At 75.8% G+C, this 26315-nt stretch carries 20 protein-coding genes and 2 pseudogenes; 8 read left to right on the top strand and 14 right to left on the bottom strand.

What is annotated here, in order from left to right:
• Nucleotides 1-22: 22 nt before the first annotated feature.
• The 3 genes and pseudogenes from ACOBQU_RS36410 to ACOBQU_RS36420 form a co-directional block, all read right to left on the bottom strand.
• Nucleotides 23-666, bottom strand: a pseudogene (locus tag ACOBQU_RS36410) (dihydrofolate reductase family protein).
• Between the two features lie 179 nt (nucleotides 667-845).
• A complete protein-coding gene (locus tag ACOBQU_RS36415) occupies nucleotides 846-1910 on the bottom strand; it encodes a methyltransferase (protein WP_423633365.1) in 1065 nt (354 codons plus the stop codon).
• A gap of 144 nt (nucleotides 1911-2054) precedes the next feature.
• Nucleotides 2055-2549 carry an STAS domain-containing protein gene (locus ACOBQU_RS36420; protein ID WP_423633367.1) on the bottom strand — a complete coding sequence of 165 codons (495 nt, stop codon included), beginning with the start codon at nucleotides 2547-2549 and terminating at the stop codon, nucleotides 2055-2057.
• A gap of 180 nt (nucleotides 2550-2729) precedes the next feature.
• On the opposite strand from ACOBQU_RS36420, the gene ACOBQU_RS36425 reads away from it, so the two are divergent.
• Both ACOBQU_RS36425 and ACOBQU_RS36430 read left to right on the top strand, forming a co-directional pair.
• The gene (locus tag ACOBQU_RS36425) at nucleotides 2730-3377 is read left to right on the top strand and encodes an HAD-IA family hydrolase (protein ID WP_423633369.1); all 648 of its coding nucleotides are present in this window, start codon (nucleotides 2730-2732) and stop codon (nucleotides 3375-3377) included.
• A gap of 83 nt (nucleotides 3378-3460) precedes the next feature.
• On the top strand, nucleotides 3461-4315 hold the full coding sequence (locus ACOBQU_RS36430; RefSeq protein WP_423634948.1) for a class I SAM-dependent methyltransferase: 855 nt from the start codon (nucleotides 3461-3463) through the stop codon (nucleotides 4313-4315).
• A 25-nt stretch (nucleotides 4316-4340) separates the two neighbouring features.
• Here ACOBQU_RS36430 and thrS read toward each other — a convergent pair whose 3' ends face one another.
• From thrS to ACOBQU_RS36450, 4 genes and pseudogenes are all read right to left on the bottom strand, one after another.
• A complete protein-coding gene (thrS, locus tag ACOBQU_RS36435) occupies nucleotides 4341-5567 on the bottom strand; it encodes a threonine--tRNA ligase (RefSeq protein ID WP_423633371.1) in 1227 nt (408 codons plus the stop codon).
• Between the two features lie 220 nt (nucleotides 5568-5787).
• Nucleotides 5788-6135, bottom strand: a complete 348-nt coding sequence (locus ACOBQU_RS36440) for a hypothetical protein (protein ID WP_423633373.1) — start codon at nucleotides 6133-6135, stop codon at nucleotides 5788-5790.
• 183 nt (nucleotides 6136-6318) lie between these two features.
• On the bottom strand, nucleotides 6319-6786 hold the full coding sequence (locus tag ACOBQU_RS36445; RefSeq protein WP_423633375.1) for an NUDIX domain-containing protein: 468 nt from the start codon (nucleotides 6784-6786) through the stop codon (nucleotides 6319-6321).
• 37 nt (nucleotides 6787-6823) lie between these two features.
• Nucleotides 6824-10247: pseudogene (locus ACOBQU_RS36450) on the bottom strand (AfsR/SARP family transcriptional regulator).
• A gap of 129 nt (nucleotides 10248-10376) precedes the next feature.
• Between ACOBQU_RS36450 and ACOBQU_RS36455 the strand changes: the two are divergent.
• Nucleotides 10377-11282 carry an NAD(P)-dependent oxidoreductase gene (locus ACOBQU_RS36455; protein WP_423633377.1) on the top strand — a complete coding sequence of 302 codons (906 nt, stop codon included), beginning with the start codon at nucleotides 10377-10379 and terminating at the stop codon, nucleotides 11280-11282.
• Between the two features lie 23 nt (nucleotides 11283-11305).
• On the opposite strand, the gene ACOBQU_RS36460 is transcribed toward ACOBQU_RS36455, so the two are convergent.
• Both ACOBQU_RS36460 and ACOBQU_RS36465 read right to left on the bottom strand, forming a co-directional pair.
• Nucleotides 11306-12235 (bottom strand): GDSL-type esterase/lipase family protein, encoded by a 930-nt coding sequence (locus ACOBQU_RS36460; RefSeq protein ID WP_423633379.1) that lies wholly within the window; start codon nucleotides 12233-12235, stop codon nucleotides 11306-11308.
• A gap of 370 nt (nucleotides 12236-12605) precedes the next feature.
• A complete protein-coding gene (locus tag ACOBQU_RS36465) occupies nucleotides 12606-13292 on the bottom strand; it encodes a ribonuclease H family protein (RefSeq protein ID WP_423633381.1) in 687 nt (228 codons plus the stop codon).
• Nucleotides 13293-13366: 74 nt separating this feature from the next.
• Between ACOBQU_RS36465 and ACOBQU_RS36470 the strand changes: the two genes are divergently transcribed.
• Nucleotides 13367-14680 (top strand): ATP-binding protein, encoded by a 1314-nt coding sequence (locus ACOBQU_RS36470; protein WP_423633382.1) that lies wholly within the window; start codon nucleotides 13367-13369, stop codon nucleotides 14678-14680.
• Complete coding sequence (locus ACOBQU_RS36475; protein WP_423633383.1) at nucleotides 14677-15798, top strand: tetratricopeptide repeat protein; 1122 nt, start codon at nucleotides 14677-14679, stop codon at nucleotides 15796-15798. Before ACOBQU_RS36470 ends, ACOBQU_RS36475 begins: the two co-directional genes overlap by 4 nt.
• A 37-nt stretch (nucleotides 15799-15835) precedes the next feature.
• Here the strand turns inward: ACOBQU_RS36475 and helR are convergent, their stop codons facing one another.
• Together helR and ACOBQU_RS36485 are read right to left on the bottom strand one after the other, a co-directional pair.
• Entirely contained in the window at nucleotides 15836-18031 is a 2196-nt protein-coding gene (gene helR, locus ACOBQU_RS36480) for an RNA polymerase recycling motor ATPase HelR (RefSeq protein WP_423633385.1), read from the bottom strand.
• 137 nt (nucleotides 18032-18168) lie between these two features.
• Complete coding sequence (locus ACOBQU_RS36485) at nucleotides 18169-19404, bottom strand: glycosyltransferase (protein WP_423633387.1); 1236 nt, start codon at nucleotides 19402-19404, stop codon at nucleotides 18169-18171.
• A 375-nt stretch (nucleotides 19405-19779) separates the two neighbouring features.
• Between ACOBQU_RS36485 and ACOBQU_RS36490 the strand changes: the two genes are divergently transcribed.
• Both ACOBQU_RS36490 and ACOBQU_RS36495 read left to right on the top strand, forming a co-directional pair.
• Nucleotides 19780-20832: a S1 family peptidase gene (locus ACOBQU_RS36490; protein ID WP_423633388.1), complete on the top strand. Its 1053-nt coding sequence runs from the start codon at nucleotides 19780-19782 to the stop codon at nucleotides 20830-20832.
• A gap of 129 nt (nucleotides 20833-20961) precedes the next feature.
• The gene (locus ACOBQU_RS36495; protein WP_423633390.1) at nucleotides 20962-21510 is read left to right on the top strand and encodes a GNAT family N-acetyltransferase; all 549 of its coding nucleotides are present in this window, start codon (nucleotides 20962-20964) and stop codon (nucleotides 21508-21510) included.
• 75 nt (nucleotides 21511-21585) lie between these two features.
• Here the strand turns inward: ACOBQU_RS36495 and ACOBQU_RS36500 are convergent, their stop codons facing one another.
• The 3 genes from ACOBQU_RS36500 to ACOBQU_RS36510 form a co-directional block, all read right to left on the bottom strand.
• Nucleotides 21586-22524 (bottom strand): ornithine cyclodeaminase family protein, encoded by a 939-nt coding sequence (locus ACOBQU_RS36500; protein ID WP_423633392.1) that lies wholly within the window; start codon nucleotides 22522-22524, stop codon nucleotides 21586-21588.
• Nucleotides 22525-22595: 71 nt separating this feature from the next.
• Nucleotides 22596-23330: a class I SAM-dependent methyltransferase gene (locus ACOBQU_RS36505; protein ID WP_423633394.1), complete on the bottom strand. Its 735-nt coding sequence runs from the start codon at nucleotides 23328-23330 to the stop codon at nucleotides 22596-22598.
• 37 nt (nucleotides 23331-23367) lie between these two features.
• Entirely contained in the window at nucleotides 23368-24621 is a 1254-nt protein-coding gene (locus ACOBQU_RS36510; RefSeq protein ID WP_423633396.1) for a cytochrome P450 family protein, read from the bottom strand.
• A 389-nt stretch (nucleotides 24622-25010) separates the two neighbouring features.
• Between ACOBQU_RS36510 and ACOBQU_RS36515 the strand changes: the two genes are divergently transcribed.
• Nucleotides 25011-26312 carry an MFS transporter gene (locus ACOBQU_RS36515; protein WP_423634949.1) on the top strand — a complete coding sequence of 434 codons (1302 nt, stop codon included), beginning with the start codon at nucleotides 25011-25013 and terminating at the stop codon, nucleotides 26310-26312.
• Nucleotides 26313-26315 lie beyond the last annotated feature (3 nt).

Genomic DNA, 26315 nt, shown 5'->3' on the forward strand with positions numbered 1-26315 from the left:
GCCCGCCTCCGCTTACTCGCGCCTACTTGCGCCAGAACACGTGGTGGGTCACGCCGCTCGGGCTGGGCACGACGTCGAGGTGGTAGCGGTCGAGCAGTTCCTCGGGGACTCCCACAGCCGTACGCCGGATCCGGCCTTCACCGGGGCCACCGCCACGTGCAGGGTGTCGACGAGACCGGCGTCGAGGAACTGCCGGATGGTGGTGGCCCCGCCGCCGAGCCGCACGTCCTTGCCCTGGGCGGCTTCGCGCGCCTGGGCGAGGACCGACGCGGGGTCGCCGCCGACGAAGTGGAACGTGGTGTCGGACAGGGTGAACGAGGGGCGCTCGTGGTGGGTCATGACGAACACCGGGGTGTGGAAGGGGGGTTCGTCGCCCCACCAGCCGCGCCAGTCGTGGTTCTCCCAGGGGCCGCGCTGGGGGCCGAACTTGTTGCGGCCCATGATCTCGGCGCCGATGTTGTGGGAGAAGTCCCGCGTGAAGTAGTCGTCGAGGCCGCGGGTCCCGCCGGGGTCGGTGCGCGTGGGCCAGCTCGCCGTGGCGCCGCCCCAGGCGAAGAGCCGCTGGGGGTCGAGATGGCCGAAGGGACGCTCCAGGCTCTGGTCCTCCCCGGCGGCGAATCCGTCCTGCGTGACGTTGAAGTTCTGCACTCTGAGCAACTGTTCCACGGCGTCCTCCTGTTGGTGCTGGTGAAGGGGAGACTACGGGGGCCGGTGAAACTCATCGGTGCCCAAGAGGAGTGCGTACGCGAGCCGTGTACCGGCGGTTCGGGGCGGTGGGGAGCGGGGCCGCCGCCCCGGGGCGCGGCGGGCGCGGCGGGCGGGGCGGGCGGTCCGCCTCAGGGGCGTCAGTCCGCCGCTGCGGCCTCGATGGCGCACACCGGCGCGAGGCCGGGGAGCGGTGTCACCGAGGTGAGGGCCAGGCCCGCGGCCCGGCACACCGCCTCGAAGTCGGCCCGGGTGCGCTCCCGGCCGCCGACGTTCACCAGCATGTTGAGGTCGCTGAGGTAGGTGAGCGCGGGCGCCTCGGGGTCGACGACCTCGGGCAGCACCGGCTCGATGATCAGGACGCGGCCGCCGGAGGGCAGCGCGGCGCGGCAGTGCCCGAGGATGGTGACGACCTGGTCGTCGGACCAGTCGTGCACGATGCTCTTCATCATGTAGAGGTCGGCGCCCTCGGGCACCGACGCGAAGAAGTCGCCGGTGACGAGGGAGCAGCGCTCCTCAAGGCCGTGCTCCTGGAGCGTCCCCGGCGCTTGGGCGAGACCTTCCTCGGTGTCGTACACGATCCCCTTGAGGCCGGGGTGCTCCCGCAGCACCGCGCTGAGCAGGGTGCCGTCGCCGCCGCCGACGTCCATGACGGTGCCGAACCGCGTGAAGTCGACGGTTCCCGGCAGCACGGCGGCGGCCCGCCGGGTGCCCTGGCTCATGGCCTTGTTGAACTCGGCGGACAGCTCCGGGTGCTGCCGGAGGTGGCCGAAGAAGTCCGTACCGAAGATCGAGTCGAAGGCGACGTCCCCGGTGCGGACGCTGTCGTCCAGGTGCTCCCAGGCCCGCAGCATGGTCGGCTCCGTGAACATCCGCACCAGGGAGGTCAGCGCCCGCGGGTGCCCCGGGGCCAGGAGCGCGCCGGTGGGCGTGGCCGAGAAGGTGCCCGGGGCGTGTTCCCGCAGCAGGCCGAGCCCGGCGAGCGCGCGCAGCAGCCTGGTCAGGTGCTGGGGTGCGGCCGAGACCTCGGCGGCCAGCTCGGCGGCGGACCGCCGACGTTCACCGATCAGTTCGAACAGCCGCAGGCGGATGGCCGCGCGCAGGGTGTGCGCGGCCAGACTCCCCAGGGCGAACTGGAGGATGGCGCGGGTGTCGGCGGCGTCGCCCGCGGCGTGCGCCTCGCCGTCCGTCGTGGAGTGCGTCATGGACCTTCCTTCCGTCGTGCCCCCGCCGTCACCGGGCGACGGGGGCGGTGAAGTCGTCCCCGCACGGAGTATCGCCATGTGGGGCGCGTGGGGCGACAGCGCCAGAAGGGAACCGGCCGCGCGGGTGCGGGCCTGGGGGTCGGTTCAGCGCGCCGTGGCGGAGACCGCGCCCGGCGGCGCGTCCGGCGAGGGCGAGCCCGGCGACGGCGCGTGGGGCGCGGGCGGGTGCGGGCGCACGTCGAACAGCCCGGCGAGGCCCGCTTGCCGCAGGACCCGCAGGAAGCGGGGGCTGTCGGTGACCAGCCGCAGTCGGCCGTGCCGCTCCACCACGCGGTTGCGCACCCGGCACAGCAGGCCGAGGCCGGAGCAGTCGATGAACGTCATCGCGCGCAGGTCCAGGATCACGTCGGGCTCGGCGCCCGCGGTCACGGCGTCGAGGCGCGCGGTGAGCGCCGCGGCCGTCCCCAGGTCGATGTCGCCGCGCAGCGCGACGACGGTCGCGCCGTCCGCCGTGCCGGTGGGGCGCGCGGCGCTGTCCGCACGGCGGCGCGGCGCGGGCCCGGAGCGGGAGCCGGGGTGAGCCCCGGGGCGTACCCCGGAAGGAGACCCGGGACGATACCCAGGACGATAAGGGAGCATGCTGACAGGAAAGCCGCGGGGGCGGGGCGGGCGATAGGGCCACTTGGTCCCTACCCGCACCGGCGGGCGGAGAGCACCATGGCACGATCGGCTCCGAACCGCGGCAGCGGACCGGCGGCTTGGGGAGAGGAGCCGCCACGGGCCGCGGCGACACGCGTGACGAGGAGAGGGGGCCCCGCCATGACCACGGCCTGCGTGATCCTGGACATCGGTGGCGTACTGGAGTGGACGCCGCAGACGGGCTGGGTGCGGCGCTGGGAGGACCGGCTCGGCCTGCCGCCGGGCACGGTCGGCGAGCGCCTCGGCGACGTCTGGCGCGCCGGAAGCGTCGGCACCGTCGACGAGGACGAGGTACGGGAGCAGGTCGCCACCCGGCTGCGCCTCGACCCGCCCCGCCTTGAGGCCTTCATGGCCGACCTGTGGGAGGAGTACGTGGGCACGCCCAACGACGAACTCATCGCCTACGTACGGGGTGTGCGGGACCGGTGCGCGCTCGGCATCCTGAGCAACAGCTTCGTGGGCGCCCGCGAGCGGGAGACGGCCCGCTACGGCTTCGACGAACTCGTGGGCCACGCCGACCGCGTCGTCTACTCGCACGAGATCGGCCTCAGGAAGCCCGACCCGCGGGCCTTCGAGGCCGCGCTCGCCGCGCTCGGGGTGGGCCCGGAGGTCTGCCTGTTCGTCGACGACGCGGCGCCCAACGTCGCCGCCGCCGAGGCCCTCGGCATGCGGGCGCACCTGTTCGAGGACAACGCGGGCACGGTGGCGCGCATCGCGGCGCACCTGGACGAGGTGGCCTCGGCGGCCGGGCGGTCCACTCCCGCCTGAGGCCGGGCGCCCCGTCTGGCATCATCACCCCGTCGCGTCGGCAGCTGGGCCCGGCGGGTGTGCACGAAGGGTGGTGGGTGGCCGTGGCCGCCTCGTGGGAGTGGGACGACACGCTGTTCGCGGGCACCGCCCCGTACTACCGGCGCGGTCGGCTGCCGTACGCGCCCGGCCTCGCGGAGGTGCTCGCGAAGGCGCTGCGCCTGGACGGGACGGGCCGCCTCCTGGACGTGGGCTGCGGTCCCGGCGTGCTCGCCCTGGACCTGGCGCACCTGTTCCGCGAGGTCGTCGGCCTCGACCCGGACGGCGGCATGATCGCCGAGGCCGAACGCGAGGCCGCGCGGCGGGCGGTCACCGGCGCGGCGCGCTGGGTGCGCGCCCGCGCCGAGGAACTGCCCGCCGGTCTGGGCGCGTTCACCGTCGTGACCTTCGGCCAGTCCTTCCACTGGATGGACCGCGACCGGGTCGCGGCCACCGTCCGGGACCTGCTGGAACCAGGCGGAGCGCTGGTCCACGTAGCGGACGTCAAGACGGACCCCGTGGCCCCGGACGGCGACGACCTGCCCCACCCGGCCGTCCCGCACGACGCGGTGCGGGACCTCGTCGGCCGCTATCTGGGGCCCGTGCGCCGCGCGGGCCGGGGCACGCTGCCGCAGGGCACGCCCGACGGGGAGGCGGCGGTGTTCGCCCGGGCCGGGTTCACCGGCCCCGAGCACCACGTCGTCCCCGGCGGGCAGGCCCTGGAGCGCACCGAGGACGACGCCGTCGCCGGGGTGTTCTCCCTGTCGTTCTCGGCCCCGCACCTGTTCGGCGTCCGCCGCGCCGCCTTCGAGAGGGACCTGCGCCGACTCCTGCGCGAGGCGTCCCCCTCGGGCCGCTTCTCGGTGCGCCAGCCGGGCACGGAGGTCTTCGTCTGGCGGACGGCGGGACCGGTGGCGTAGCCGCGCCCTACGAACCCTACGAACCCTACGAAGCGGCGTCCTCCCACAGGTCGGTGCCGCGCGCGGCGACGAGGGCGCTGACGCGGGCGACCGCCTCGCCGTCCGGCAGCGGATCGAGCCGCCGCCCGTCCCGCAGCCGCAGCGCGACACGGTCGTCGGCGGCCTCCTTGGCGCCGATGACCGCCTGGTAGGGGACGAGCCGGGCCTTGCGCACGCGGGCGCCGAGGCTGCCGTGCTCCACGCCGACGACCTCGGCGCGCAGCCCCCGCTCCGCGCACCGCCGGGCGAACGCGGCGGCGCTCGGCGCCTCGGCGTCGGACACCGGCAGGACGGCCAGCTGGACGGGCGCCAGCCAGGCCGGGAAGGCACCGCCGTGCTGCTCCACGAGGTGGGCGACGGCCCGCTCCACGCTGCCGATGACGCTGCGGTGGACCATGACCGGGCGGTGCCCGGCGCCGTCCGGGCCGATGTAGCGCAGGTCGAACCGTTCGGGCTGGTGGAAGTCGACCTGCACGGTGGACAGGGTGAACTCCCGCCCCGCGTAGTCAGCGACCTGGACGTCGATCTTCGGGCCGTAGAACGCCGCCTCGCCCTCGGCCGCCTCGTACGGCAGGCCGCACCGCTCCAGCACCTCGACCAGCAGCGCGGTGGCCCGCTCCCACTTGTCGGGCGCCGCGACGTACTTGCCGCCGGGGCCGGGCAGTGAGAGGCGGTAGCGGGCCGGGACGATGCCCAGCGCCCGGTACGCGCGCCGGATCATCTCCAGCGCCGCCCGCGCCTCCTCGGCGACCTGGTCCAGGGTGCAGAAGACATGGGCGTCGTTGAGGTGGATGGCCCGCACGCGCGACAGGCCGCCGAGGACGCCCGACAGCTCCGCGCGGTACATGCCGCCCAACTCGGCCATGCGCAAGGGGAGTTCGCGGTAGCTGTGCGGGCGGGACCGGTACAGGACCGCGTGGTGGGGGCACAGGCTCGGCCGCAGCACGACCTGCTCGCCGCCGACGTCCATCGGCGGGAACATGTCGTCGTCGTAGTGCGCCCAGTGCCCGGAGAGCTCGTACAGCTCCCGCTTGCCGAGCACGGGGGAGTACACGTGCCGGTAGCCCGCGCGCCGCTCCTCCTCACGGATGTACTCCTCCAGGGCGTGCCGCACGGCCGCCCCGTCGGGCAGCCAGAACGGCAGCCCCGCGCCGATCAGCGGGTCGGTGTCGAACAGGCCCAGTTCGCGGCCGAGTCGGCGGTGGTCGTGCATGGCGGTCTCCTCGTGGACGGGGGACGAGTGACCGCAGGACGAAGCCCCGGGGCACTCACCCCGGGGCTTCGGACAACTCTCAGCGCGCCGGGACACTCTCCGGCGTCGTCGTCACAGCGGCGCGCTTCATGTCCGCGACCGTAGCAGCCACCCCGCTCGGCGCGCTCGCGCATTTACGGCCCGGGCCGCGGGGCCCGGGTCCGCTCCGCCCTTGGCCGCGTCAGCCGCGGACCGTGACGTCCCGCCACTCCGAGGCCCGCCACTCGCCGGAGCGGTGGCCCACGAGGTAGCTCACCCGGGCCGTGCCCGACGTCGGCCGGGGCAGGGTGAAGACGGTGCTCCGACCGACGTCGTCGGCGTCGACCACGCGGGTGTCGACGTGCGACGTGCGCAGGACGCCGGTGTCCCACCGCAGCCGTACCAGGTCCCCGTCGCTCATGCCCGCGTACGGCTCCACGCGGACGACGACGCTCCCGGCGTCGCGCTCACCGGCGCCGCCGGCGCCGATCGGTGTGTCGACGGTGGGCGCGGCCAGCAGCTGCGTGGACCTCACGGTCACCTCGTTCATATTGATTCCCCTCACGTCCCCCACGGACGGCGGCGCGCGGCAGTCGCGGACGGCGCGCCGGGCCTTAGGGGGCCATCATCCTCGGCGCGGCGCCGTTCGTATACGGTCTGGGCCGCGACGGTCGCCCGTGCGGTGCACGCGTGTACGGGCGGGGCCTCTGGGGCCGGTGGGGCGCCGTTCCGCTCAGTCGGCGAGGGCGGCGGCGAGCCGTTCCAGGAAGGCGCGCTGGCCCGCCACGAGCTTGTCGCGGGCGTGCTCCAGGGGGAACCAGCCGACCCGGTCGAGTTCGGGGAACTCACGCGTCCGCCCGGAGCCGCGCGGCCACTCCATCCGGAAGGTGCCCGGCACGACGGCCGCCGGGTCGAGGTCGGCCTCGACGGCCCAGACGGCCACCACCTTGCCGCCCGCCTGGCGCACCTCGCCGAGGGACAGGTAGGGGCCGGGGGGCGCGGGCAGCCCCAGTTCCTCGGTGAACTCCCGCACCGCGGCGGCCAGGGGCTCCTCGTCGTCGCCGTACTCGCCCTTCGGGATCGACCAGGCGGCCTGGTCGCGGCGGGCCCAGAACGGCCCGCCCATGTGGCCGACGAGCACTTCGGGCCCGGACTCCCGCACGCGGAACAGCAGCAGCCCGGCACTGCGGCGGCCGGTCATGACAGAACGCGGGTCAAGGGGTGCATGCCGGGGGACTCTACGCCTCCGCCGGGGACGAGGGGCGGGACGCGCCGCTGGCGGCAGGCGGCTCTGCCCGCGCGCGGAAGTCGGCGCCTCCCCGGCGGAACGCCTCCTCGTACGCCTCCTCGGTCAGGGCGGCGCGGGCGGCCCCGGCGGCGCGGTCCACGTCGCCCCGTTCGGCGGCGGGCAGCGGGGCGCGCACCGCGTCGCGCGCGGCGGCGGCCCTGCCGAGCAGGCGGGCGGCCTCCTCGGCGGCGCCCGCGAGGGCCGCCGCCCCCGCCAGGCCCTCGTACGCGAGGGCGAGCGCGCGGGGGTCGCCGGTGCGGGCCGCGTAGGTGAGGCCCTCCTCGTGCAGTGTGCGGGCGGTGGCCGCGTCGCCGCGCTGCTCGGCGACGAAGCCCAGCTCCGCGAGGATCAGCGCCACCCCGTGGTCCCCCTCGAAGCGGCGGCACCAGTCGAGCCAGGCCCGCAGGTGCCGCTCGGCGTCGTCGAGGCGCCCCCGGCGCCGGGCCACGATGCCGAGGCCGACCTCGGCGAACTCCTCGCCGCGCCGGTAGGCGTGGGCGACGGCGAGCCGCCGGGCCCGCTCGTGGAGGTCGGCGGCGCGCGGCAGGTCGCCGGTGAGCAGGGCGGTGCGGCCGAGCCGGGCCAGCATCTTGGACGCGTCGTTCCACAGCTGGAGGTCGCGCGCCAAGCGGTGCCCCTCCTCGCGCAGCCGCTCCGCCGTCCCGTAGTCACCGGTCAGCTCCGCCAGGTCCCCGAGGGTGTACGAGGCGTGCAACCGGCCCCAGCCGTCGCCGAGTTCCCCGAACAGCTCCAGCGCCCGCCCGGCGTCGGCGCGCGCCCCGTCGAGGGCGCCCTGGTAGAGCAGCAGCTCGGCGCGCACCGACAGCGCCGCGGCCGTGCCCCAGCGGTCGCCCAGGTCGGTGAAGTCGGCGTACGCCGACTCGGCGAGGGCGAGTGCCGCCGCCGGGTCGCCGAAGCCGGTCCTGCCGAGGGCGGTGAACCAGCGCGCCCGGGCCCGTCCCGCCGGGTCCGCCACGGTGTCGTACTGCTTCAACGCCGCCTGGACGTCGTCGGATTCGCGCGTGTCCAGCAGGAGCAGCGCGATGCCTGCCCGCCAGGCCCGCGCCGCCGCCCGCCGCTCGGGCGGGCCACCGGCGCCCTTCGGGGGCGCCCCGGCGGACAGCGCGAGGTCCAGCGAGCGCCGCGCCTCGGCGAACCGGCCGCGCAGGAACCAGTACCAGGCCAGGGCGTTGACGAGCCGCAGGGCCGCGTCGGCGGCGCCGTGGCGCACCGCGTGCGCGAGCGCCGCGCGGACGTTGGCGGTCTCGGCGTCGAGACGGCCGAGCCACCGCCGCTGCTCGGGGCCGCGCAGCCGGGCGTCCGCGCGCTCGGCGAGGGCGGTGTAGTGGGCGAGGTGGCGGTCGCGGGTGCGGCGCTCGTCGGCGCCGTCGGCCTCGGCCAGCCGCTCCGCGCCGTAGGCGGCGACCGACTCCAGGAGCCGGTAGCGGCCGTCGCGCCGCACGACCAGGGACCGGTCGACGAGGCGGCCGAGCAGGTCGAGCACGTCGTCGCGGTGTACCGGGTCGCCGCCGCACACCGCCTCGGCGGCCTCCAGGGTGCAGCCGTCGGCGCAGGCGGCCAGGCGGCGCAGCACGACCTGTTCGGGCGCGGTCAGCAGGCCCCAGCTCCAGTCGATGGTGGCGCGCAGGGTGCGCTGCCGGGTGGGGGCGGCGCGCAGGGTCGCGGTGAGGACCCGGAACCGGTCGTCGAGCCGGGCGGCCAGCTCGGCCACCGGGAGCACGCGGACGCGTGCCGCGGCCATCTCCAGCGCCAGCGGGATGCCGTCCAGGCGGCGGCAGATCGTCGCGACGTCCGCGGCGTTGTCCTCGTGGAGGCGGAAGTCGGGGGCGGCGGCGGTGGCGCGGGCGACGAACAGCCGGACGGCGTCGGACTGCTGGAGGCGGCCGGGACCAGGGGCGGCCCGTCGGCCGCCGTCGACGGCCGTGCCCGGTTCCGTGCGGAACGCGTCGGACCGTGTGCGCGGCTCGGGGCCGTCGTACGCGTCCTCGTCGGGCAGCGCCAACGGGGCCACCGGCCACACGTGTTCACCGGCGATCCCCAGCGGCTCCTGACTGGTGGCCAGCACGCGCAGCGCGGGCGCGGCGCGCAGCAGCCGGGCGGCCAGGTCGGCGACCGGCTCGACGACGTGCTCGCAGTTGTCCAGGACCAGCAGCAGCTCCCGGCGCGCGAGGGCGTCGGCGAGCTGGCCGGGCAGGGCGCGGGCGGGGACCGGGAGTCGTCGCGCAGGCCGAGCACCGCGGCGACCGCCTCGTGCACCTCGGCGGCGGTGCGGGCCGCGGCCAGCTCCACCAGCCAGGCGCCGTCCGGCAGCCGCCCGGCGCGCTCGGTGGCGGCCGCGAGCGCCAGCCGCGTCTTGCCGACGCCGCCGACCCCGGTCAGCGTCACCAGCCGCTCGGCCGCGAGCAGCGCGCCGATCCGCCGTACGTCCGCCGCGCGGCCGATCAGCGCCGTCAGCGGCACGGGCAGGTTGTCGCGGGGCGCGGTGGCGCTGGTGTCGGCGGCGGCCTGTGCGGCGGCCGGGGACGTGGCTGTCGGGGTGGTGGCTGTCGGGGTGGTGGCGGACGGGGGCGTGTCGGCTGGGGCGGCCGGGGCGGGGAGAGGGCCTCGTCCTGCCGCAGGATCGCCGCGTGCAGGTCGGTCAGCTCACGCCCGGGGTCGATCCCCAGCTCCTCGCGCAGCCGGTCGCGTACGTCGGTGAGGCTGGCCAGCGCCTCGTCCTGGCGGCCCGCGCGGTAGAGCGCCCGCACGTGCGCGGCCCGCAGCCGCTCACGCAGCGGGTGCGCGGCGACAGCCTCGCCCAACTCGCCCGCGAGCAGGACGTGTTCCCCCAGCTCCAGCCGGACGTGGGCGAGGTCTTCGAGGGCGGCGAGGCGCTGCTCCTCCAGGCGGCGGGCCTCGGCGCGCACGAACTCCTCGTCGGCGTGGTCGGCGTACGCGACCGGGCCGCGCCACAACCCCAGGGACTCGCCCAGGAGTTCGGCCCTGGCACGGGGCCCGCCGTCGGCGGGAGCCTGGGCGCGCCGCAGCAGTGCCGCGAAGCGCCCGGCGTCCACCGCGTCGTCGGCCACCCGCAGCAGATACCCGCGCGACCGGGACTCGATCAGCTCGCGGGCGCCCGGTTCGGCGTCCTCCAGGGTGCGCCGCAGCAGCGACACCTTGGAGCGCAGCGTACGGACGTCGTTCGCCGGGGGCGCCGCGCCCCACAGCGCGTCGATGAGCCGGTCCACCGACACGGCCTCGCCCCGGTGCACGAGCAGGGCGGTCAGGAGGGCGCGGATCCGGGCCTCGCGCACGCGGACGGGCCGCCCGTCCGACGTCCACACCTCCAGGGGGCCCAGCACTCCAAAACGCATTCCGCCACGTTACCCACGCCTTTCCCCACCCCTCCCCACCCCCTCCACCGCGGCCGCCGCACCTCCGCCGCAACCCGACCGGAACCTTTCCGGAGACGGACCGGAACCACCCCCGCGCACAGTCGACCCATGACCGACCCGCAGAACACCACGCAGAACACCACTCCGAAGACCAGCGCCCCCTCGACCCCCGTCACCGTCCTCGGTCTCGGCCTCATGGGCAAGGCGCTCGCCGCCGCCCTCCTCGCCGCGGGCCACCCGACGACCGTCTGGAACCGCACCCCCGGCAAGGCCGGGGACCTGGTCGCCAAGGGAGCGGTCGCCGCCGACTCGGTGGCCGACGCCCTGGCGGCGAGCCCCCTGATCGTCGTCTGCCTCAGCGACGCCACCGCCGTCCGCGCCACTCTCGCCCCGCACCGCGACGCGCTCGCGGGCCGCACCCTCGTCAACCTGACGTCCGGCACCTCCGAAGAGGCCCGCGACCTGGCCACGCTGACCGGCGACTACCTTGACGGCGCCATCATGGCGATCCCCGACGTGATCGGAAGGCCCGAGGCGTTCCTGCTGTTCAGCGGCGCGCCCGAGGCGTTCGAGCAGCACCGCGACACCCTGTCGCGGCTCGGCAGCGCGACCTTCTTCGGCACGGACCCGGGCCTCGCCTCGCTGTACGACGTGGCGCTGCTCGGCGTCATGTGGGGCACGCTCAACGCGTTCCTGCACGGCGCGGCCCTCCTCGGCGCGGCCGAGGTCGACGCGGCGACCTTCGCGCCCTTCGCCAACCAGTGGGTGTCCAGCGTGACCGGCTTCGTCAGCGCCTACGCCGACCAGATCGACCGCGGCGCCTACCCCGCCGAGGACGCCACGCTGGAGACCCACCTGGCCACCATGAAGTACCTGGTGCGGGAGAGCGCGGCCGCCGGGATCGACACCGACTGGCCCGCCCGCGTCCAGGCCCTGACCGAGCGCGCCATCGAAGCGGGCCACGCCGGGACGAGCTACGCCAGCCTCATCGAGGTCTTCCGGGGCAAGGCCTAGCCCGCCGGGGGCGCCGCCCCGGCTCAGCGGCCGAGGTGGACGGCGATCTCCTTGTGCCCCTCGGGGCCCGGGTGCAGGCCGTCGACGAGCAGTTCGGGGCGGCCGCGCAGGGGCTCCCACAGGTCGAGGAAGTCGACGAAGCGCTCACCGCACCAGGCCCGCACGCGCTCGCGCAGGGCGGCCACGCGCTCCAGCGTGAAGCACAGGCCCTCGTAGTCGCCGGTGCGGGTCTCGTCGATCCAGGCGGGGCCGATCACCACGAGGCGCGCGTTGTGCCGGTGCGCCGCGGCGGCCAGGCGGTCGAGGTGGCCGGTGACGTCCGCCAGGGCGTCACCGGTGGCGGCGGCCGGGTCCAGCGGCCGGGCGGAGTCGTTGACACCGGCGGCGACCAGGACCGTGTCCGGCAGCCGCGGGCCGAGCAGCGCGGGCAACTGCTCGCTGACGTCGCGCATCGTGCTGCCGGGGATCGCCAGGTTGAAGACCCGGTGCTGGGCCTCGTCGGCCGCGATGTGGGCGGCGGCCAGGTGCGCCGCCCAGCCGCCCTGGGGGTCGCAGCGGCCGTACGCGATGCTGTCGCCCGCGATGACGACGCGCGCCGCCGAGCGCAGCGGGTCCGCGTCGAGGTAGGCCCAGGCGCTCTCCCCGGACGTGAGGACCACCCGGCGGCGCACATAGTCGTCGACCTCGTACGCGTCCGCCGCGGCCAGCTCCTCATCGGTGAGCCGCAGCACGGCGCCCGCCACCTCGGCGCCGATCCGCCGCCGCAGGGTCAGATGGACGTCCAGGCCGCTGGTCGCGATCACCTCCGGGTCGGTGATCGCCAGCGGCCTGGTCGTGTACCCGCTCAGCGACGCGTCGGAACTGGGTACGGCACGCCCGAACAGCGCGGTCTGCACGCGCTCGTCCCGCAGCGTGCCGAAGGAGAACAGGGTGTGGGGACGGGACTCGCTCACGGGTAGCGCCGGGGCCTTTCACTGAGAAACGATCACGGCAGTCTAACGGGGGCTTGAGCGGGGTCCGGGCCTGGCCTGAGGCCTCCGGGGCGGAATGTCCGTTTCCCTGGAAGTGCATGAAACTCGGGGTCTGCTCGGCTAACGTGCCTGGTCAGTTCCTGTGGTCCCCGCGCGTGCGGGGGTGGTCCCGGCTCCGGAGGGGCCGGTGGAGGGGGCCGAAAGTGGTCCCCGCGCGTGCGGGGGTGGTCCCACGCCCAGCAGTTGGTCGACCAGCGTGACGATGTAGTCCCCGCGCGTGCAGGGATGTTCCCTTCGCGTCGCAGCAGTCGCCGCCCTCGTACACCCGGTCCCCGCACCCGCGGGGCTCCCCCTAAACCCCCGCACACTCCGGATGCCCCCAGCTCTGGGCCCCCTTCGCGATCTGCTCGCCCGCCGCGTAGGCGCGCCCGCACTGGGCGCAGGTGCCCTTGAACTTGGCGGAGATGGTCCGGGCGCGGCCGCCGCGCCGGGCGGCGGGGCGGGCGGCGGCGGGGCGGGGCTCGCCCGGCGGTGCGGTGGGGACGTCGGGTACGGCGGAGCCGTGGGACGTGCCGTCGGGTTCCTGGGTCTGCGCCGACCGGCTCGCGGTGTGGTCCGCGATCGCGTTCAGGGGGTCGCCGTCGACCTGGTGGGCGGGCACGTAGACGAAGTCGACCTCGCGGCCTTGGAGGAGTCCGTCGATGGCCTCGACGAGTTCGCGGTTGGCGACCGGCTTGCCGCCGGAGGTCTTCCAGCCCTTCTTCTTCCAGCCGGGCAACCAGACGGTGACCGCTTTCATCGCGTACTGGGAGTCCATCCGCACCTGGACGGGCACGTCAGGGTCCAGGGTTTCGAGGAGGCGGAGCAGCGCGGTGAGTTCGGCGACGTTGTTGGTGGCCACGCCGAGCGGGCCCGCCTCCCAGCGCACGGGGACCCCGTCGGCGTCGGCGATCACCCAGGCCCAGGCCGCAGGGCCGGGGTTGCCCTTGGACGCTCCGTCACATGCCGCGATCACCTGATTCGTCATGTCTTCGATCATGCCAGGTCACGGCGCCGGAACCGGACCCCCGGCCCGGGGGCGGGGCGCACCGTCGGGTTCCGTAGGGTGTCCGCATGTCTGAGGACCCGCCCCTGATACGAAGCCTGCGTACGGCCGTTGACGCGGCGCCCGCAGACGTGCCGCTGCGGCTGCACCTGGCCGAGCTGCTGCTGGACGCCGGGCGGCAGGACGCCGCCGTCGCCGAGGTGGCCGTCGCGTTGCAGCACGCGCCGGGGGACGCGCAGGCCCGCGCCCTGATGACCCGGGCCATGGGCCTGCCGCCCGCCCCGGCGGCCCCCGACACCACCCCGACCCCCGAGCCCCCGGCCGCCCCCACCCCCGTACCCGAGAGCACCGGCGTACCGGAGAGCACCGGCGTATCCAAGAGCACCGGCTTCGACTGGCGCGCCGCCGAGGACCAGGTCGGCGACGTGGTCCCGCCCCGTTTCGTCGAGGCGCCCCTGACCGCCGACGGCGACGCGGGCGACCCGGGTGACGCCACCGCCTGGGACGTGGACGCCCCCGGCACCGTGCGCCTCGCCGACGTGGGCGGCATGCGGGAGGTCAAGGAGCGCCTGGAGGCGGCGTTCCTCGCGCCGATGCGCAACCCGGAGCTGCGCAGGCTGTACGGCAAGAGCCTGCGCGGCGGACTGCTCCTGTACGGGCCGCCCGGCTGCGGCAAGACGTTCATCGCGCGGGCCGTGGCCGGTGAACTCGGGGCGGGCTTCCTGTCGGTGTCGGTGAACGACGTCCTCGACATGTGGATCGGCAACTCCGAGCGCAACCTGCACGAGGTGTTCCGCACCGCCCGCCGCAAGGCCCCGTGCGTCGTCTTCCTCGACGAACTCGACGCGCTCGGCGCCAAGCGCAGCCGCACCCAGCACAGCGGTCTGCGCAACACCGTCAACCAGCTCCTGACTGAGCTGGACGGCATCGACTCCGCCGCCAACGACGGCGTCTTCGTGCTCGCCGCCACCAACGCCCCCTGGGACGTGGACATCGCGCTGCGCCGCCCCGGCCGCCTCGACCGCACCCTGCTCGTGCTGCCGCCCGACGCCCCGGCCCGCGACGCCATCCTCCGCTACCACCTGCGCGAGCGCCCCGTGGAGAACGTCGACGTGGCCCGGCTCGTCAAGGCCACCGAAGGGCTGTCCGGCGCCGATCTGGCCCACCTGTGCGAGGCGGCGGCCGAGAGCGCGCTGCTCGACTCGGCGCGCACCGGCACCGTCCGCATGATCGGCATGAAGGACCTGCTCGCCGCCGCGAAGCAGACCGTGCCCTCCACGGAGCCGTGGTTCGCCGCCGCCCGCAACGTCGCCCTGTACGCCAACGACGGCGGCGCCTACGACGACCTGATCGCTTACCTGAAGAAGAAGCGGAAGCTGTGAGCGCGCCGCACCCGAGCCTCGACCGGGCCCAGGCCCTGATCGAGCTCAAGCGCTACGACCAGGCCCTGGCCCTGCTCGGCCCCCGCATCGCCGAGGACCCCGGGGACGTGCGCGCCTGGGTGAAGACCGGCTACTGCCACCTCAACCTGGGCCGGATCGACCGCGCCGCGGAGGCCGCCGAGGAGGCCCTGCGGCTCGCGCCCGAGGACTACGGCGCGCTCATGCTGCGGGCCGAGGCCATGGTGCGCGACAACGGCTGGCTCAAGGTCGAACCCGTGCTGCGCGAAGCGGTGCGCGTCGCCCCGTACGACGCCTACCCGCGCGCGATGCTCGCCGACGCCGTGTGGCGGCGCGCGGTGCTCGACTTCGCGAACAGGACCGGGGCGCGGCAGCTCAGCCACAGCGACGTCGACCGCGTCTCCCGCGAGGCCGCGGATCTGGCCATGGAGGCGCTGCGCCTCGGCCCCGAGGACGTGTACGCCCACGAGGTCGCCCAGCGCATCGCCAGCGCGGCGGGCAACGGCACCGTCGCCGACCAGCTCGACGAGGCGATCCTGCGCATCGACCCCCAGCACGCCGACGCCGTCGCCCGGCAGGCGCAGCGGGCCGCCGAAGCGCCGGGCGTACGCGCCGCGCAGGCCGCCGAGCTGTACGCCGACGCCCTGGCCGTCGACCCCGGCTCGACCCACATGCAGGGCAAGCTCGACCACGCCACGTACCGGCTGCTGCGCGGCACCCGGTGGCTGGCCGCGCTCTGCGTGGTGGCCGCGGGCGTCGCCCTCGACCTGTTCCCGAAGGAGGGCGAGGTGGCCCGCGAGCTGCCGCTGCCCGTCGGGCAGCGGCTGTGGACCCTCGTGATCATGGCCGCGATCTGGGGCTTCGGCGCCTGGCGCCGCTACCGTCGGCTGCGCAAGGGGGTCCAGCTCCACACCCGCTCCCTGATCCGGCGCGGCCGCTGGGCGCGGATCGTCCTGGCGCAGTCGGCCTGGGCGATGCTGTGCGCCCTGCTGCTCGCCGAGGTCCCGTGGACGGACCGGTCCGTGCCCACGGTCCTCTTCTGGGCGGGGCTCGCGCCCACGGCGGCCACGATCTGGTTCGACCGGCGGATGACCCGCTGAACGGCGGCGGGTCATCCGCCCGGCTCCCCGAGGCGCGTCAGGGACTGGTCAGGATCACCAGCTGCCGCGTCGCCCGGGTCATCGCGACATAGCGGTCGACCGCGCCCGCGATGCCCTCGTCGCCCTCGCCGAACCGCTCCGGGTCGACCAGGACCACCAGGTCGAACTCCAGGCCCTTCGACAGCTCGGGCGGCAGCGAGCGCACCCGGGACGTCGGCCGGAACGACGGGTCGCCGATGACGCAGGCGGTGCCCTCGTCGTGGGCGGCCAGCCAGCCGTCGAGGACCGCGCCCAGGTCGGCGGTCGAGCCGTGGACGACGGGCAGGTCACCGGTGCGGATGGAGGTCGGCACGTTGGCGTCCGGCAGCGCCGCCCGGATGACCGGCTCCGCCTCGGCCATGATCTGCTCCGGCGTACGGTAGTTGACGGTCAGGGAGGCCAGGGCGACCCGGTCGAACCCGACGCGCTCCAGGCGCTCCCGCCAGGACTCGGTGAACCCGTGCCGGGCCTGCGCCCGGTCCCCGACGATGGTGAAGCTGCGCGACGGGCAGCGCGCCAGCAGCATCTGCCACTCGGCGTCGGTGAGTTCCTGCGCCTCGTCCACGACGACGTGCGCGAACGGCCCGGCGAGCAGGTCCGGTTCGGCGAGCTGGAGTTCGGACTCGTCGACCAGGCTGACCTGGGCGTCGCGGCCGCGCAGCATCGTGACCAGGCCCTCGCCGTCGTCCGCGTCGGCGCCGGAGTGGGACGCGGCCTCGATGAGGTTGTCGACGACCTGGCCCATGCGCTCGCGCTGGGCGGCGAGCACGGCCTCGTGGCGGCGCCGCCGCCGGGACGCCTGCGGGTCGCCGAGCCGCTGCCGGGCCGCGTCGAGCAGCGGCAGGTCCGACACCGTCCAGGCCTGCCCGTCCGCGCGCTGGAGCCGCCGCACCTCCTCGCGGCTCAGCCAGGGCGCGCACATCCGCAGGTAGGCGGGGACCGTCCACAGGTCGCCCACCAGGTCGGCCGCGTCGAGCAGCGGCCACGCCTGGTTGAACTCGGTGAGCAGTTCCCGGTCGCGCGCCAGGGACCGGCGCAGCGACTCCGCGGACACCTCACCGTCCTCGTCGCCGACCTCGCCATGCTTCTCCACGAGGATGGTCAGCAGCTCCTCCCAGACCTGGTCGCGCGCCTCGTTGTGGGGCGTGCCGGGCTCCGCCGCCTGGAACGCCGCCGCCCAGTCGTCGGGGTCCAGCCAGACGTCCGACCAGTGCGTCGACACCGCCATGCCCTTGGCGGGCGGCTCCTCGTAGAAGCGGACGCCGGTCTCGACGGCCCGCACCAGGTCCGCGGACGCCTTCAGGCGGGCCACCTCCGGGTCGGCCTCGACGCCCGCCGCGGCGCCCTCGGGGACGAGGTCCCGCAGCGTGCAGATCCGCACGCCCTCCTCTCCGAGGCTCGGCAGCACGTCGGAGACGTACCCGAGGTACGGCTGGTGCGGGCCGACGAACAGGACGCCGCCGCGGCGGCGGCCGAGGCGCGGGTCGGAGTACAGCAGGTAGGCGGAGCGGTGCAGCGCGACGACGGTCTTGCCGGTGCCGGGGCCGCCGTCGACGACGAGCGCGCCCCGGGAGCCCGCGCGGATGATGGCGTCCTGGTCGGCCTGGATCGTGCCGAGCACGTCCCGCATCCGTGGCGAGCGGTCGCTGCCCAGGCTGGCGATGAACGCGGACTGGTCGTCGAGCGCGGCGTGCCCCGCGATCCGCTCCGCGGTGAACACCTCGTCCCAGTAGTCGCTGATCCGGCCCTTGGACCAGCGGTACCTGCGGCGGCTCGCGAGGCCCATCGGGCGGGCGTGGGTGGCGCCGAAGAACGGCTCGGCGGCGGGGGAGCGCCAGTCGACCAGCAGACGGCGCCCCGAGCTGTCCTTCAGCCCGAGCCGCCCCACGTACACCGGCTCCGCGCCGTCCTCGCCGACCATGCGGCCGAGGCACAGGTCGAGGCCGAAGCGCCGCAGCAGGCGCAGCCGTGCGGTGAGCCGGTGGATCTCGGTGTCCCGGTCCATCGCCTCCCGGCCCGTGCCGCCGGGGGCCCGGCGCGCGGCGGTGAGCCGGTCGGACACGTCGGCGATCGACTCCTCCAGACACCGCGCGATGGCCGCGAAGTGCCGCTCGTCGTCGGCGATGAGGGCCGGGTCGGCCTTGGCGGCGCGGCGGGCGGGCAGGTCGAACGCGCTGGTGGTCAGGGAATTCACTCCGTCAGCTCCGGGTTTCTCAGGTCGTGTGCGGCCACGGGGGTCACGGGGGTGGGGTGCTCGCGTACGGGTGTGGCGGCCCGTCGTGGCTGGGCCCGGCCCTTGATGGGTCCGGACCTCGATGGGCCCCGTCCTGGCTAGGCGGACACCGGGCGCCTCTCCCGGGCGACCAGGTCGAGCAGGCGGTGCGCGGCCACCGTCGCCCCGTCGGCGCGGACCGTCCCGGCCACGCCGGTCGCGCGGGCGCGGGTCTCCGTGGACAGGGCCGATGCGAGGGCCGCCGACAGGGACTCCACGGTCGGGGCCGGACCGTCGTGCGCCACGCCGACGCCGAGCGCGGCGACGCGCTCGGCCCAGTACGGCTGGTCCCCGGCCTGCGCCACGACGACCTGCGCCGCACCGGCCCGGGCGGCCGTCGTCGTGGTGCCCGCGCCGCCGTGGTGCACGACGGCGGCGACCCGCGCGAACAGGGCCTGCTGGTTGACCTCGCCGACGACGAAGCAGTCGGCCCCGCCGACGGCCGGGGCGAGCCCGGCCCAGCCGCGGGCCAGCACCACCCGGCGGCCCCGCGCGCGGACCGCCCGCAGGGCGACCTCGGCGAGGTCCGGCGCCGCGTGCAGCGGCATGCTGCCGAAGCCGACGTACACCGGCGGGGCCCCGGCGTCCAGGAACGCCACGAGGTCCGCCGGGAGCGGCCGCGCGTCCGGCAGGATCCACGCGCCGGTCTGCACGACCTCCAGGTCCGGTACCTCCCGCCACGGGTCGAGGACCGGGTCCGTCGCCAGCCAGGGGCACTCGCCGACGACATAGCCGCGCACGTTGTCCACCGGGGGCAGGCCGTGCGCCGCCCGGTTGCCGTTGAGCGCCTCGCCGAACAGCGCGTTGACGTGCTCCACGTCCAGGTCCCACAGGACGTCGTTGTCCTTCTCCTTCGGCGGGAACGGGCGGCCCGGGTAGGCCAGCGGCGCGTGGTACGGCGACGGCAGGTCGAGCTGCTGGAAGGACACCGACACCGCCGGGACGCCCAGCTTCTCCGCCACCGACAGGGCGCCCGCCGCCGCGGGGAGCATGCCCGTCGCCACCACCGCGTCGCAGCCCTCGGCGGCCGGGGCCACCCGCTCGAACTGGGCGGCGATCAGCTCGGCCGCGTACCGGGGCAGGGACGAGGGCGGCGGCGCCGCCAGCGTCAGCTCGCGCGCCGACGGACCGACCGGCACCAGCTCCACGCCGACCTCGGCGAGGCGCAGGGCGAAGTCCTCGTCGGGCGGCGCGCACACCCGCACCTCCGCGCCGAGTTCCCGCAGCCGCCGCGCGAGCCCGGCCAGCGGCTCGACGTCTCCACGCGACCCGTAGGTCGACACCAGTACGCGCACGTCAGCACTCCCGCACTCTCTTGGGGTTGGGGGATCAGGCCGGTGATTGTGCGGGAGGAAGGGGGCCTTGCCGCAAGCCCCCCTGTGCGCTATAAGTTGAAAGTGGAAAGGAGCGGCCAGGTTCCTTTCCCTTTCTTTTTGCGCTGGTGCGGTGCCGCTTCTCCGCTGGCGCTTGGCCGTCGCCAGGCCCGTGCGCGACTCCGCCGGGAAGCCGCGTGCGACCGCGTGCGACTCCGCCGGAAAGCCCGGCACCTCAGGAAACAGGGGCGGTCCCGGCCTCTTGCGGGATTGACGTGCGCATGACATTTTTCCTGATCGGTACGTCCCACACGTACCGCGGTACGTCACGCGTCACCGACGAAGGAGACCCCCCACATGAGACGCACCACCCGTGCGCGCCTCGCCCTGTCCGTCGTCCTCGCCGCCGGATCCCTCGCCCTCGGCGCCGCCCCCGCGGGCGCGCAGGGCGAACCGGCCCCGGCGCCCACCCAGGTCAACGCCCTCAACGCCCAGGTCCAGCGGCAGCTGGGCGCCGACAGCGCCGGTACCTACCTCGACCGGAAGACCGGAAAGCTGGTCGTCACCGTCACCACCGACGCCGCCGCCGACCGCGTCCGCGCGACCGGCGCGACCCCCAGGAAGGTGCGGCGCGGCGCCGCCCAACTCGACGCCGCCATGGCCGCGTTGGAGTCCCGCGCCAAGATCACCGGCACCTCCTGGGGCATCGACCCGCGCGGCAACCAGGTGGCCGTCCAGGCCGACCGGACCGTCTCCGCGCGCGATCTGGCCCGGCTGCGCCGCGTCGCCGCCTCGCTCGACGGCGCCGTGAAGGTCACCCGCGTGCCCGGCACCTTCCGCCGCGAGGTCGCGGGCGGCGACGCCATCTACGGCGGCGGCTCCCGCTGCTCGGCCGCCTTCAACGTCGCCAAGGGCACCACGCGCTACTTCGTCACCGCCGGGCACTGCACCAACATCAGCGCCAACTGGTCCGCCACCTCCGGCGGTTCGGTCATCGGCGTCCGGGAGGGCACCAGCTTCCCGACCAACGACTACGGCCTCGTGCGCTACACCAACGGCTCGTCCCCGGCTGGCAACGTCAACCTCTACAACGGCGGCTACCAGGAGATCTCCTCCGCCGCCGACGCGGTCGTCGGCCAGTCGCTCAAGAAGAGCGGGTCCACCACCAAGGTCACCAGCGGCACCGTGACCGCCGTCAACGTCACCGTGAACTACGGCGACGGCCCCGTCTACGGCATGGTCCGCACCACCGCCTGCTCCGCCGGTGGCGACAGCGGCGGCGCCCACTTCGCGGGCACCGTCGCCCTCGGCATCCACTCCGGCAGCTCGGGCTGCACCGGCACCAACGGCTCCGCCATCCACCAGCCGGTCCGCGAGGCGCTGTCGGCGTACGGCGTGAACGTGTACTGACGCACACGGCACGAACCACCCCGAAGGAGACGGCCCGCCGCCCCGCGCGGACGGCGGGCCGCAGGGAGCGGCGCGGGCCCGTGGCAAAACCCGTGGAGCGGCCACACCCGCCGGTGGCACACTCACCCGATGCTCCTGGAAACGCCCCGCCTGCGCCTGCGCCGCTTCACCCCCGCCGACGTCCCGGTGTTCACCGCCTACCGCTCCCACCCCGACGTCGCCCGCTACCAGAGCTGGACCGCGCCCGTGTCGGCCGAGGACGCCGCCGCGCTCGTCGCCCGCTACGGCGCGGAGGACCCCGAGGGACCCGGCTGGTTCCAGTACGCCGTCGACCGCAAGGCCGCTCCCGGCCTCATCGGCGACGTGGCGGTGCACCTGCACGACAACGGCATGCAGGCCGACGTCGGCTACACCTTCGCCCCCGAGCACCAGGGCCACGGCTACGCCACCGAGGCCCTGCGCGCGCTGCTGCGGGACCTGTTCGAACGGCGCGGACTGCACCGCGTCTCCGCCGTGTGCGACGCCCGCAACCTCCGCTCGGCCCGCCTCCTGGAGCGCGTGGGCTTCGTACGGGAGGGGCTGCGCCCCCAGTTCACCTGGCTCAAGGGCGAGTGGACCGACGACCTGCTGTACGGGCTGCTGGCCGAGCGGTGGCGGCGCACGGGGGCCACGGGCTGAACCGGCTCGGCGTTCGGAGACGACTGACCGAGCTGGGCCAGGGGACGGAACCCGGCCCTGGCGCCCGGCCCCGGCTCAGGAGAGCAGGTCGACCTCCTGGCCGAGGCCCAGGCGCTCCGCCCGCTGGTACGCGGCCCAGGTCAGCGCGAGGTCCTGCCAGGGCAGGCCCACGGGCGCGTACACGGAGCGGTGCGTGGCGGCCGTGCGCCCCGGGTGGTCGCCGCGCAGCACGTCGCCGAGCGTGGCGTCGGCGGCGGTGGCCGGGAGCCCGGCGGCGGCCAGGGCGCCCATGTCGGCGGCGAGTTCGCGGTCGTCGACCACGAGGAGCGCCGCGGCGAGGAGGTCGGCGGCGAGTTCCTGCTTGCCGGGCTCGTCGGCGCCCAGGCTCGTGAGGTGCTGGCCCGGCCGGGTGTCCGCGAGGCGCAGCAGCGGCGCGCGGGACCAGGTGGCGAGCAGGACGGTGTCGGCCGCCGCCGCGACCGCAGCCGCGGACGGCAGGACACGGCCGCCGTGGCGCGCGGCGAACGCCGTGGCCCGCTCCGCGTCCGTGTCGTGGACGACGAGGTCCCGGTGGCGCCGCAGGGTGCGCAGGCCGCGCACCATCAGGTCGGCCTGCGCGCCCGCCCCGACCACGCCGAGCACCGCGTCGTCCGCGGGGGCGGCGAGCGCGTGCGTGCCGAGGGCGGCGGCGAGGCCGGTGCGCCACGCGGTGACGGTCGCGGAGTCCACCAGGGCCAGCAGCTCCCCGTCCGCGCCGCTGTGCAGGCAGATCGTCCCGCGCAGGGCGGGGCGGGCCCCGGGGAACTTGGCGTTCACCTTCACCGTGTACGCCTCGACGCCGGGCAGCAGCCCGGGGATCAGCGCGGTCGCCGTACCGGGGAAGGGCAGGTCGGTCCGCACGCGCTGGCCGGGCACCGGGGCGGGCGCGCGGCCGAAGCCGTCGCGCAGCGCGTCGAGGCAGGCCCCGGGTTCGAGCACCTGGCGCAGATCACTTCGGGTCAGAATGCGGGTCACCCGTACATGATCCTCGTACGGCCCCGTACCCCCGCACCGGCCCCGGGGCCCGGGACGGGCCGGGGCGCGGGTCAGGCGTCCTGGGGGCGGCGCGCGACGAAGACGAACTCGCGGCCCGGACGGTCGGGGGCGTCCCGCACGTCCTCCACCGCGAACCCCCGCGCGGCGAGATCCGCCTCCACCTCCGCGCGCTCGCGGAAGCGCAGCGTCGAGTCCGAGGTGAGCACGTGCCCGTCGGCGGCGAACACATAGGTCGAGCGGAACGTCACCAACGGCCAGCTCACGTCCCGCAGTTCCGTCCAGCTCTCGACGCCGCCGACGCCCGGCACCTCGGTCACCGCGTGCGTCGCCTCCCGGGTCCAGCCCTCCCAGGCGCGCCGCGCCGGATCGCGGGTTTCGAACACCAGGCGCCCGCCGGGCCGCAGAGCGTCGTGGGCGCCGCGCAGGGTGTCGTGCCACTGCTGATGGCCGGTGATCTGCTGGGCGGCGTTCCCGGTCATCGTGGCGAGGTCCACGCGCAGCGGCGGCAGGGTCCGCGCGTCCCCGTGGATCCAGCGCACCCGCTCGGCGCCCGGCTTGCCGCGCGCCACGTCGAGGGAGGCGGCGGCGGGGTCGACGCCGACGGCCTCGACGCCCCGCGCCGCGAGCCGCAGCGCGAACACCCCCGTCCCGCAGCCGATGTCGAGCACGCGCCGGGCGTCGAACTCCCGGGCCACGCGGTCGTACGCGTCCAGGTCGCCCCGGTCGGCTTCGAGCGCGTCGTAGATCGCGGCGAGCCGGGGGTGGGTGAAGCTCTCGTCGGCCATGGGCCGACCGTAGGCGGGGCCGCCCCGGCGCGGCCAGTCAGTTTCGGCGGGGCGGCGGCGCCTCGGGGCCGAGCAGGACGGGCAGTTCGCGGTGGCCGTTGGAGATGAGCGAAGGGACGGGGCGCAGCGCGTCGACGGGCACGGCGAGCGCCAGCCGCGGGAACCGGGTGAACAGGCGGCGCAGCGCGGTCCCGGCCTCCAGGCGGGCGAGCGCCGCGCCGAGGCAGACGTGCGCGCCGTGGCCGAAGGCCAGGTGCGAGGTGTCGGCGCGGCACACGTCGAAGGCGTCGGCGGTGGGCCCGTACACCGCCGGGTCCCGCCCGGCCGCCGCGTACGAGGCGAGGATGGCCTCGCCCGCGCGGAGGACCGGGCCGTGGGGGAGCGGGATGTCCTCGACGGCGTAGCGCAGGGGCAGATGGGCGACGGGGGCCTCGTAGCGCAGGGCCTCCTCGACGACGGCGCTCCACCCGGCCTGTCCGGAGCACACCCGGGCGAGCTGCTCGGGGTGGCCGAGCAGCGCCGTGACGCACTGGTCGATGAGGTTCACGGTGGTCTCGTAGCCCGCGCCGACGATGAGCAGCAGCGTGTCGGCGAGCTCCTGCTCGGTGAGCGCGGAGCCGTCCTCGTCGCGGGCGGCGATGAGGGCGGAGGTCATGTCGTCGCCCGGCTCGGCCCGCTTGGCGGCGAGCAGGTCCGACAGGATCGCGTACAGGCCCTCGGTGTTGGCGTCGGCCGCGGTGGCGCTGAGCGTGGTGTCGAAGACGCCGTCGACCAGGCGGCGGAAGGCCGCCCGGGTGCTCTCGGGCAGGCCCAGGATGTCCCCGATCACACGGATCGGCAGCGGGTACGCGAAGTGTTCCCGCAGGTCGACGGGGCGCCCCGGCTCCTGGCGGGCGGTGGCGGCCAGGTCGTCGAGGAGGGCGTCGACCAGGCGCTCGACGGCCGGGGCGAGCCGGGCGACGCGGCGGGGCGCGAAGGCCGGGCCGACCAGGCGGCGCAGCCGCCGGTGGTCCCCGCCGAACGCCGTGAACATGCTCTCCACCGCCACCCACAGCGCCAGCGGCCACCGCCCGACGATGTCCTGCGGGAACCGGGGCCAGTGCCGCCGGGGGTCCTTGGACACCCGCGGGTCCGTGAGCAGCGCCCTGAGCAGCCCCGGGTCGCTGACCGCCCACGCCTCGACGCCGAGCACGTCGACGCGGGTGACGGGGCCCCGGGCCCGCAGCTCGGCGCTCTCGCGGTGCCGGTCGCGGCCGGTGGGGTCCAGGACGAGGATCGGGTGCTGGTCCATGCGGGGCTCCTCGGGGGTGAGGGGGCGAGAGGGGGCGGCTCCTCTGACGGAGTGGGGGCGGCTGCGAGGAAGTATCGGGGCGGATCGGTGAAGAGGGTAGGGAACGGGCGTCATGGACACCCGGGTTGACGCGATGACAGCGGGTGCGGCCGGGAGCGGGGGGCAGAACCGGTGGCGTCCGGGTGCGCTGGCAGAACCGGTGGCGTCCAGGAGCGGCGGCAAAACCGGTGGCGTCCAGGTGCGGTCCGCGCCTAGCTTCGGCGGGCGTGACGCGTGATCCGGAAACCTTGACGAGTGGCGCGCGGGCGGTCGAGCGCCCGGGGGAGCGGGGCGGGGGCGGGCTGTTCTCCGGGCCCTACGCCGCCGCGACGACCTGTTTCGCCGCGGTGATGTTCCTGACCGGGCTCGCCGCGCTCGCCGTGGTGCCCACGCTGCCGACGGCCGCGCGAGACCTGGACGGGGTGGCACTGTTCCCGCTGGTGGCGGGGTGCTTCGTCGCCGCCGGGCTGCTCGGCGGCGTGGTCGGCGGGCACTGGGCCGACCGTGCCGGGGCGCAGCGGCCGCTGGCCGCGGGCCTGCTGCTCGCGGTGGCCACCCTGCTGGTGTCCGGCGCCAGCACGTCGATCTGGCAGCTCGCCGCCGGGCGGTTCCTCGACGGGCTCGCGGGCGGCATGGTCGCCGTCGCGATCAACACCGCGATCGGCCAGGCCTACCCCGACCGGCTCCGGCCGCGCGTGCTCGCCCTGATGAGCACCTGCTGGATCGTGCCGTCGCTGGTCGGCCCGCCGCTGGCGGGGCTCGTGTCGGAGTGGTGGTCCTGGCGCGCGGTGTTCCTCGGCCTCGCCGCCCTCACCGCGCTGCCCGCGCTCGCCGTGGTGGCCGTGCTGCGCGGCCCCTCCTGGTCCGCCGCGGCCCCGCCGGAGGCCGAGCGGGCACCGCGCCCCGCGCTGCTCGTCGCCACCGCGGTGAGCCTCGGCGCCGCCCTCGGCCAGTACGGCGTCTCCGGCTGGAACGCCCGCCACCTGCTGTGCGCGGCCGCCGGGTTCGCGCTGCTCGCGGTGTTCGCCACCCGCCTGCTGCCGCCCCGCACCTGGCGCGCCGGGCGCGGACTGCCGACCACGGTCCTGCTGTGCGGACTCGGCTCGGGCGTGTTCTTCACGCTGGAGGCGTACGTACCGCTGCTGCTGGTCACCGAACGGGGCGCGCCCCCGGTGGTGATCGGCCTGGCCTTCACCGGCGCGGCCGTGGCCTGGGCCGGTTCGTCCTGGGTGCAGGGCCGCCTCCTGGAGCGGGCGCCGCGCCACCGCCTGGTCGCCGCCGGTGCGCTGACGCAGGCGGCGGCGGCCGGGCTCGCCATCGCCGGGACGCTGCCCGCGACGCCCGCGTACACCGCCGCGTCGGCCATGGTCGTCGCCGCCGTCGGCATGGGCCTGTACGCCCCGTCGCTCACCGTCCTGTCGCTCGCCCACAGCGGCGCGGGGCGCCACGGGTACGCCAGCGGCGCGATGCAGACCAGCCAGAACCTGGGGCAGGTGACCGTCCTCGGCCTCGCCTCCGCCCTGTTCAACGCCACCCTCGCCGCCCACGCGGCGGACGCCGTGGGCTACGGCGCCGCGTTCGCCCTGCTGCTCGCGCCCTGCGCCCTGGGCGCGCTGCTCGCGACGCGGGCCCGGAGCCCGCACCGGCCCTGAGGG

Origin of the sequence: Streptomyces sp. G45, assembly GCF_049542095.1 — a bacterium.
In the GTDB taxonomy this organism is placed as follows: domain Bacteria; phylum Actinomycetota; class Actinomycetes; order Streptomycetales; family Streptomycetaceae; genus Streptomyces.

Bases quoted from the DNA above. Each gene is read 5' to 3' on its own strand.
- ACOBQU_RS36415 (WP_423633365.1), bottom strand. From the start codon at position 1,910: ATGACGCACTCCACGACGGACGGCGAGGCGCACGCCGCGGGCGACGCC.
- ACOBQU_RS36420 (WP_423633367.1), bottom strand. From the start codon at position 2,549: ATGCTCCCTTATCGTCCTGGGTATCGTCCCGGGTCTCCTTCCGGGGTA.
- ACOBQU_RS36425 (WP_423633369.1), top strand. From the start codon at position 2,730: ATGACCACGGCCTGCGTGATCCTGGACATCGGTGGCGTACTGGAGTGG.
- thrS (WP_423633371.1), bottom strand. From the start codon at position 5,567: ATGCACGACCACCGCCGACTCGGCCGCGAACTGGGCCTGTTCGACACC.
- ACOBQU_RS36440 (WP_423633373.1), bottom strand. From the start codon at position 6,135: ATGAACGAGGTGACCGTGAGGTCCACGCAGCTGCTGGCCGCGCCCACC.
- ACOBQU_RS36445 (WP_423633375.1), bottom strand. From the start codon at position 6,786: ATGACCGGCCGCCGCAGTGCCGGGCTGCTGCTGTTCCGCGTGCGGGAG.
- ACOBQU_RS36455 (WP_423633377.1), top strand. From the start codon at position 10,377: ATGACCGACCCGCAGAACACCACGCAGAACACCACTCCGAAGACCAGC.
- ACOBQU_RS36465 (WP_423633381.1), bottom strand. From the start codon at position 13,292: ATGATCGAAGACATGACGAATCAGGTGATCGCGGCATGTGACGGAGCG.
- ACOBQU_RS36470 (WP_423633382.1), top strand. From the start codon at position 13,367: ATGTCTGAGGACCCGCCCCTGATACGAAGCCTGCGTACGGCCGTTGAC.
- ACOBQU_RS36490 (WP_423633388.1), top strand. From the start codon at position 19,780: ATGAGACGCACCACCCGTGCGCGCCTCGCCCTGTCCGTCGTCCTCGCC.
- ACOBQU_RS36495 (WP_423633390.1), top strand. From the start codon at position 20,962: ATGCTCCTGGAAACGCCCCGCCTGCGCCTGCGCCGCTTCACCCCCGCC.
- ACOBQU_RS36505 (WP_423633394.1), bottom strand. From the start codon at position 23,330: ATGGCCGACGAGAGCTTCACCCACCCCCGGCTCGCCGCGATCTACGAC.
- ACOBQU_RS36510 (WP_423633396.1), bottom strand. From the start codon at position 24,621: ATGGACCAGCACCCGATCCTCGTCCTGGACCCCACCGGCCGCGACCGG.
- ACOBQU_RS36515 (WP_423634949.1), top strand. From the start codon at position 25,011: ATGTTCCTGACCGGGCTCGCCGCGCTCGCCGTGGTGCCCACGCTGCCG.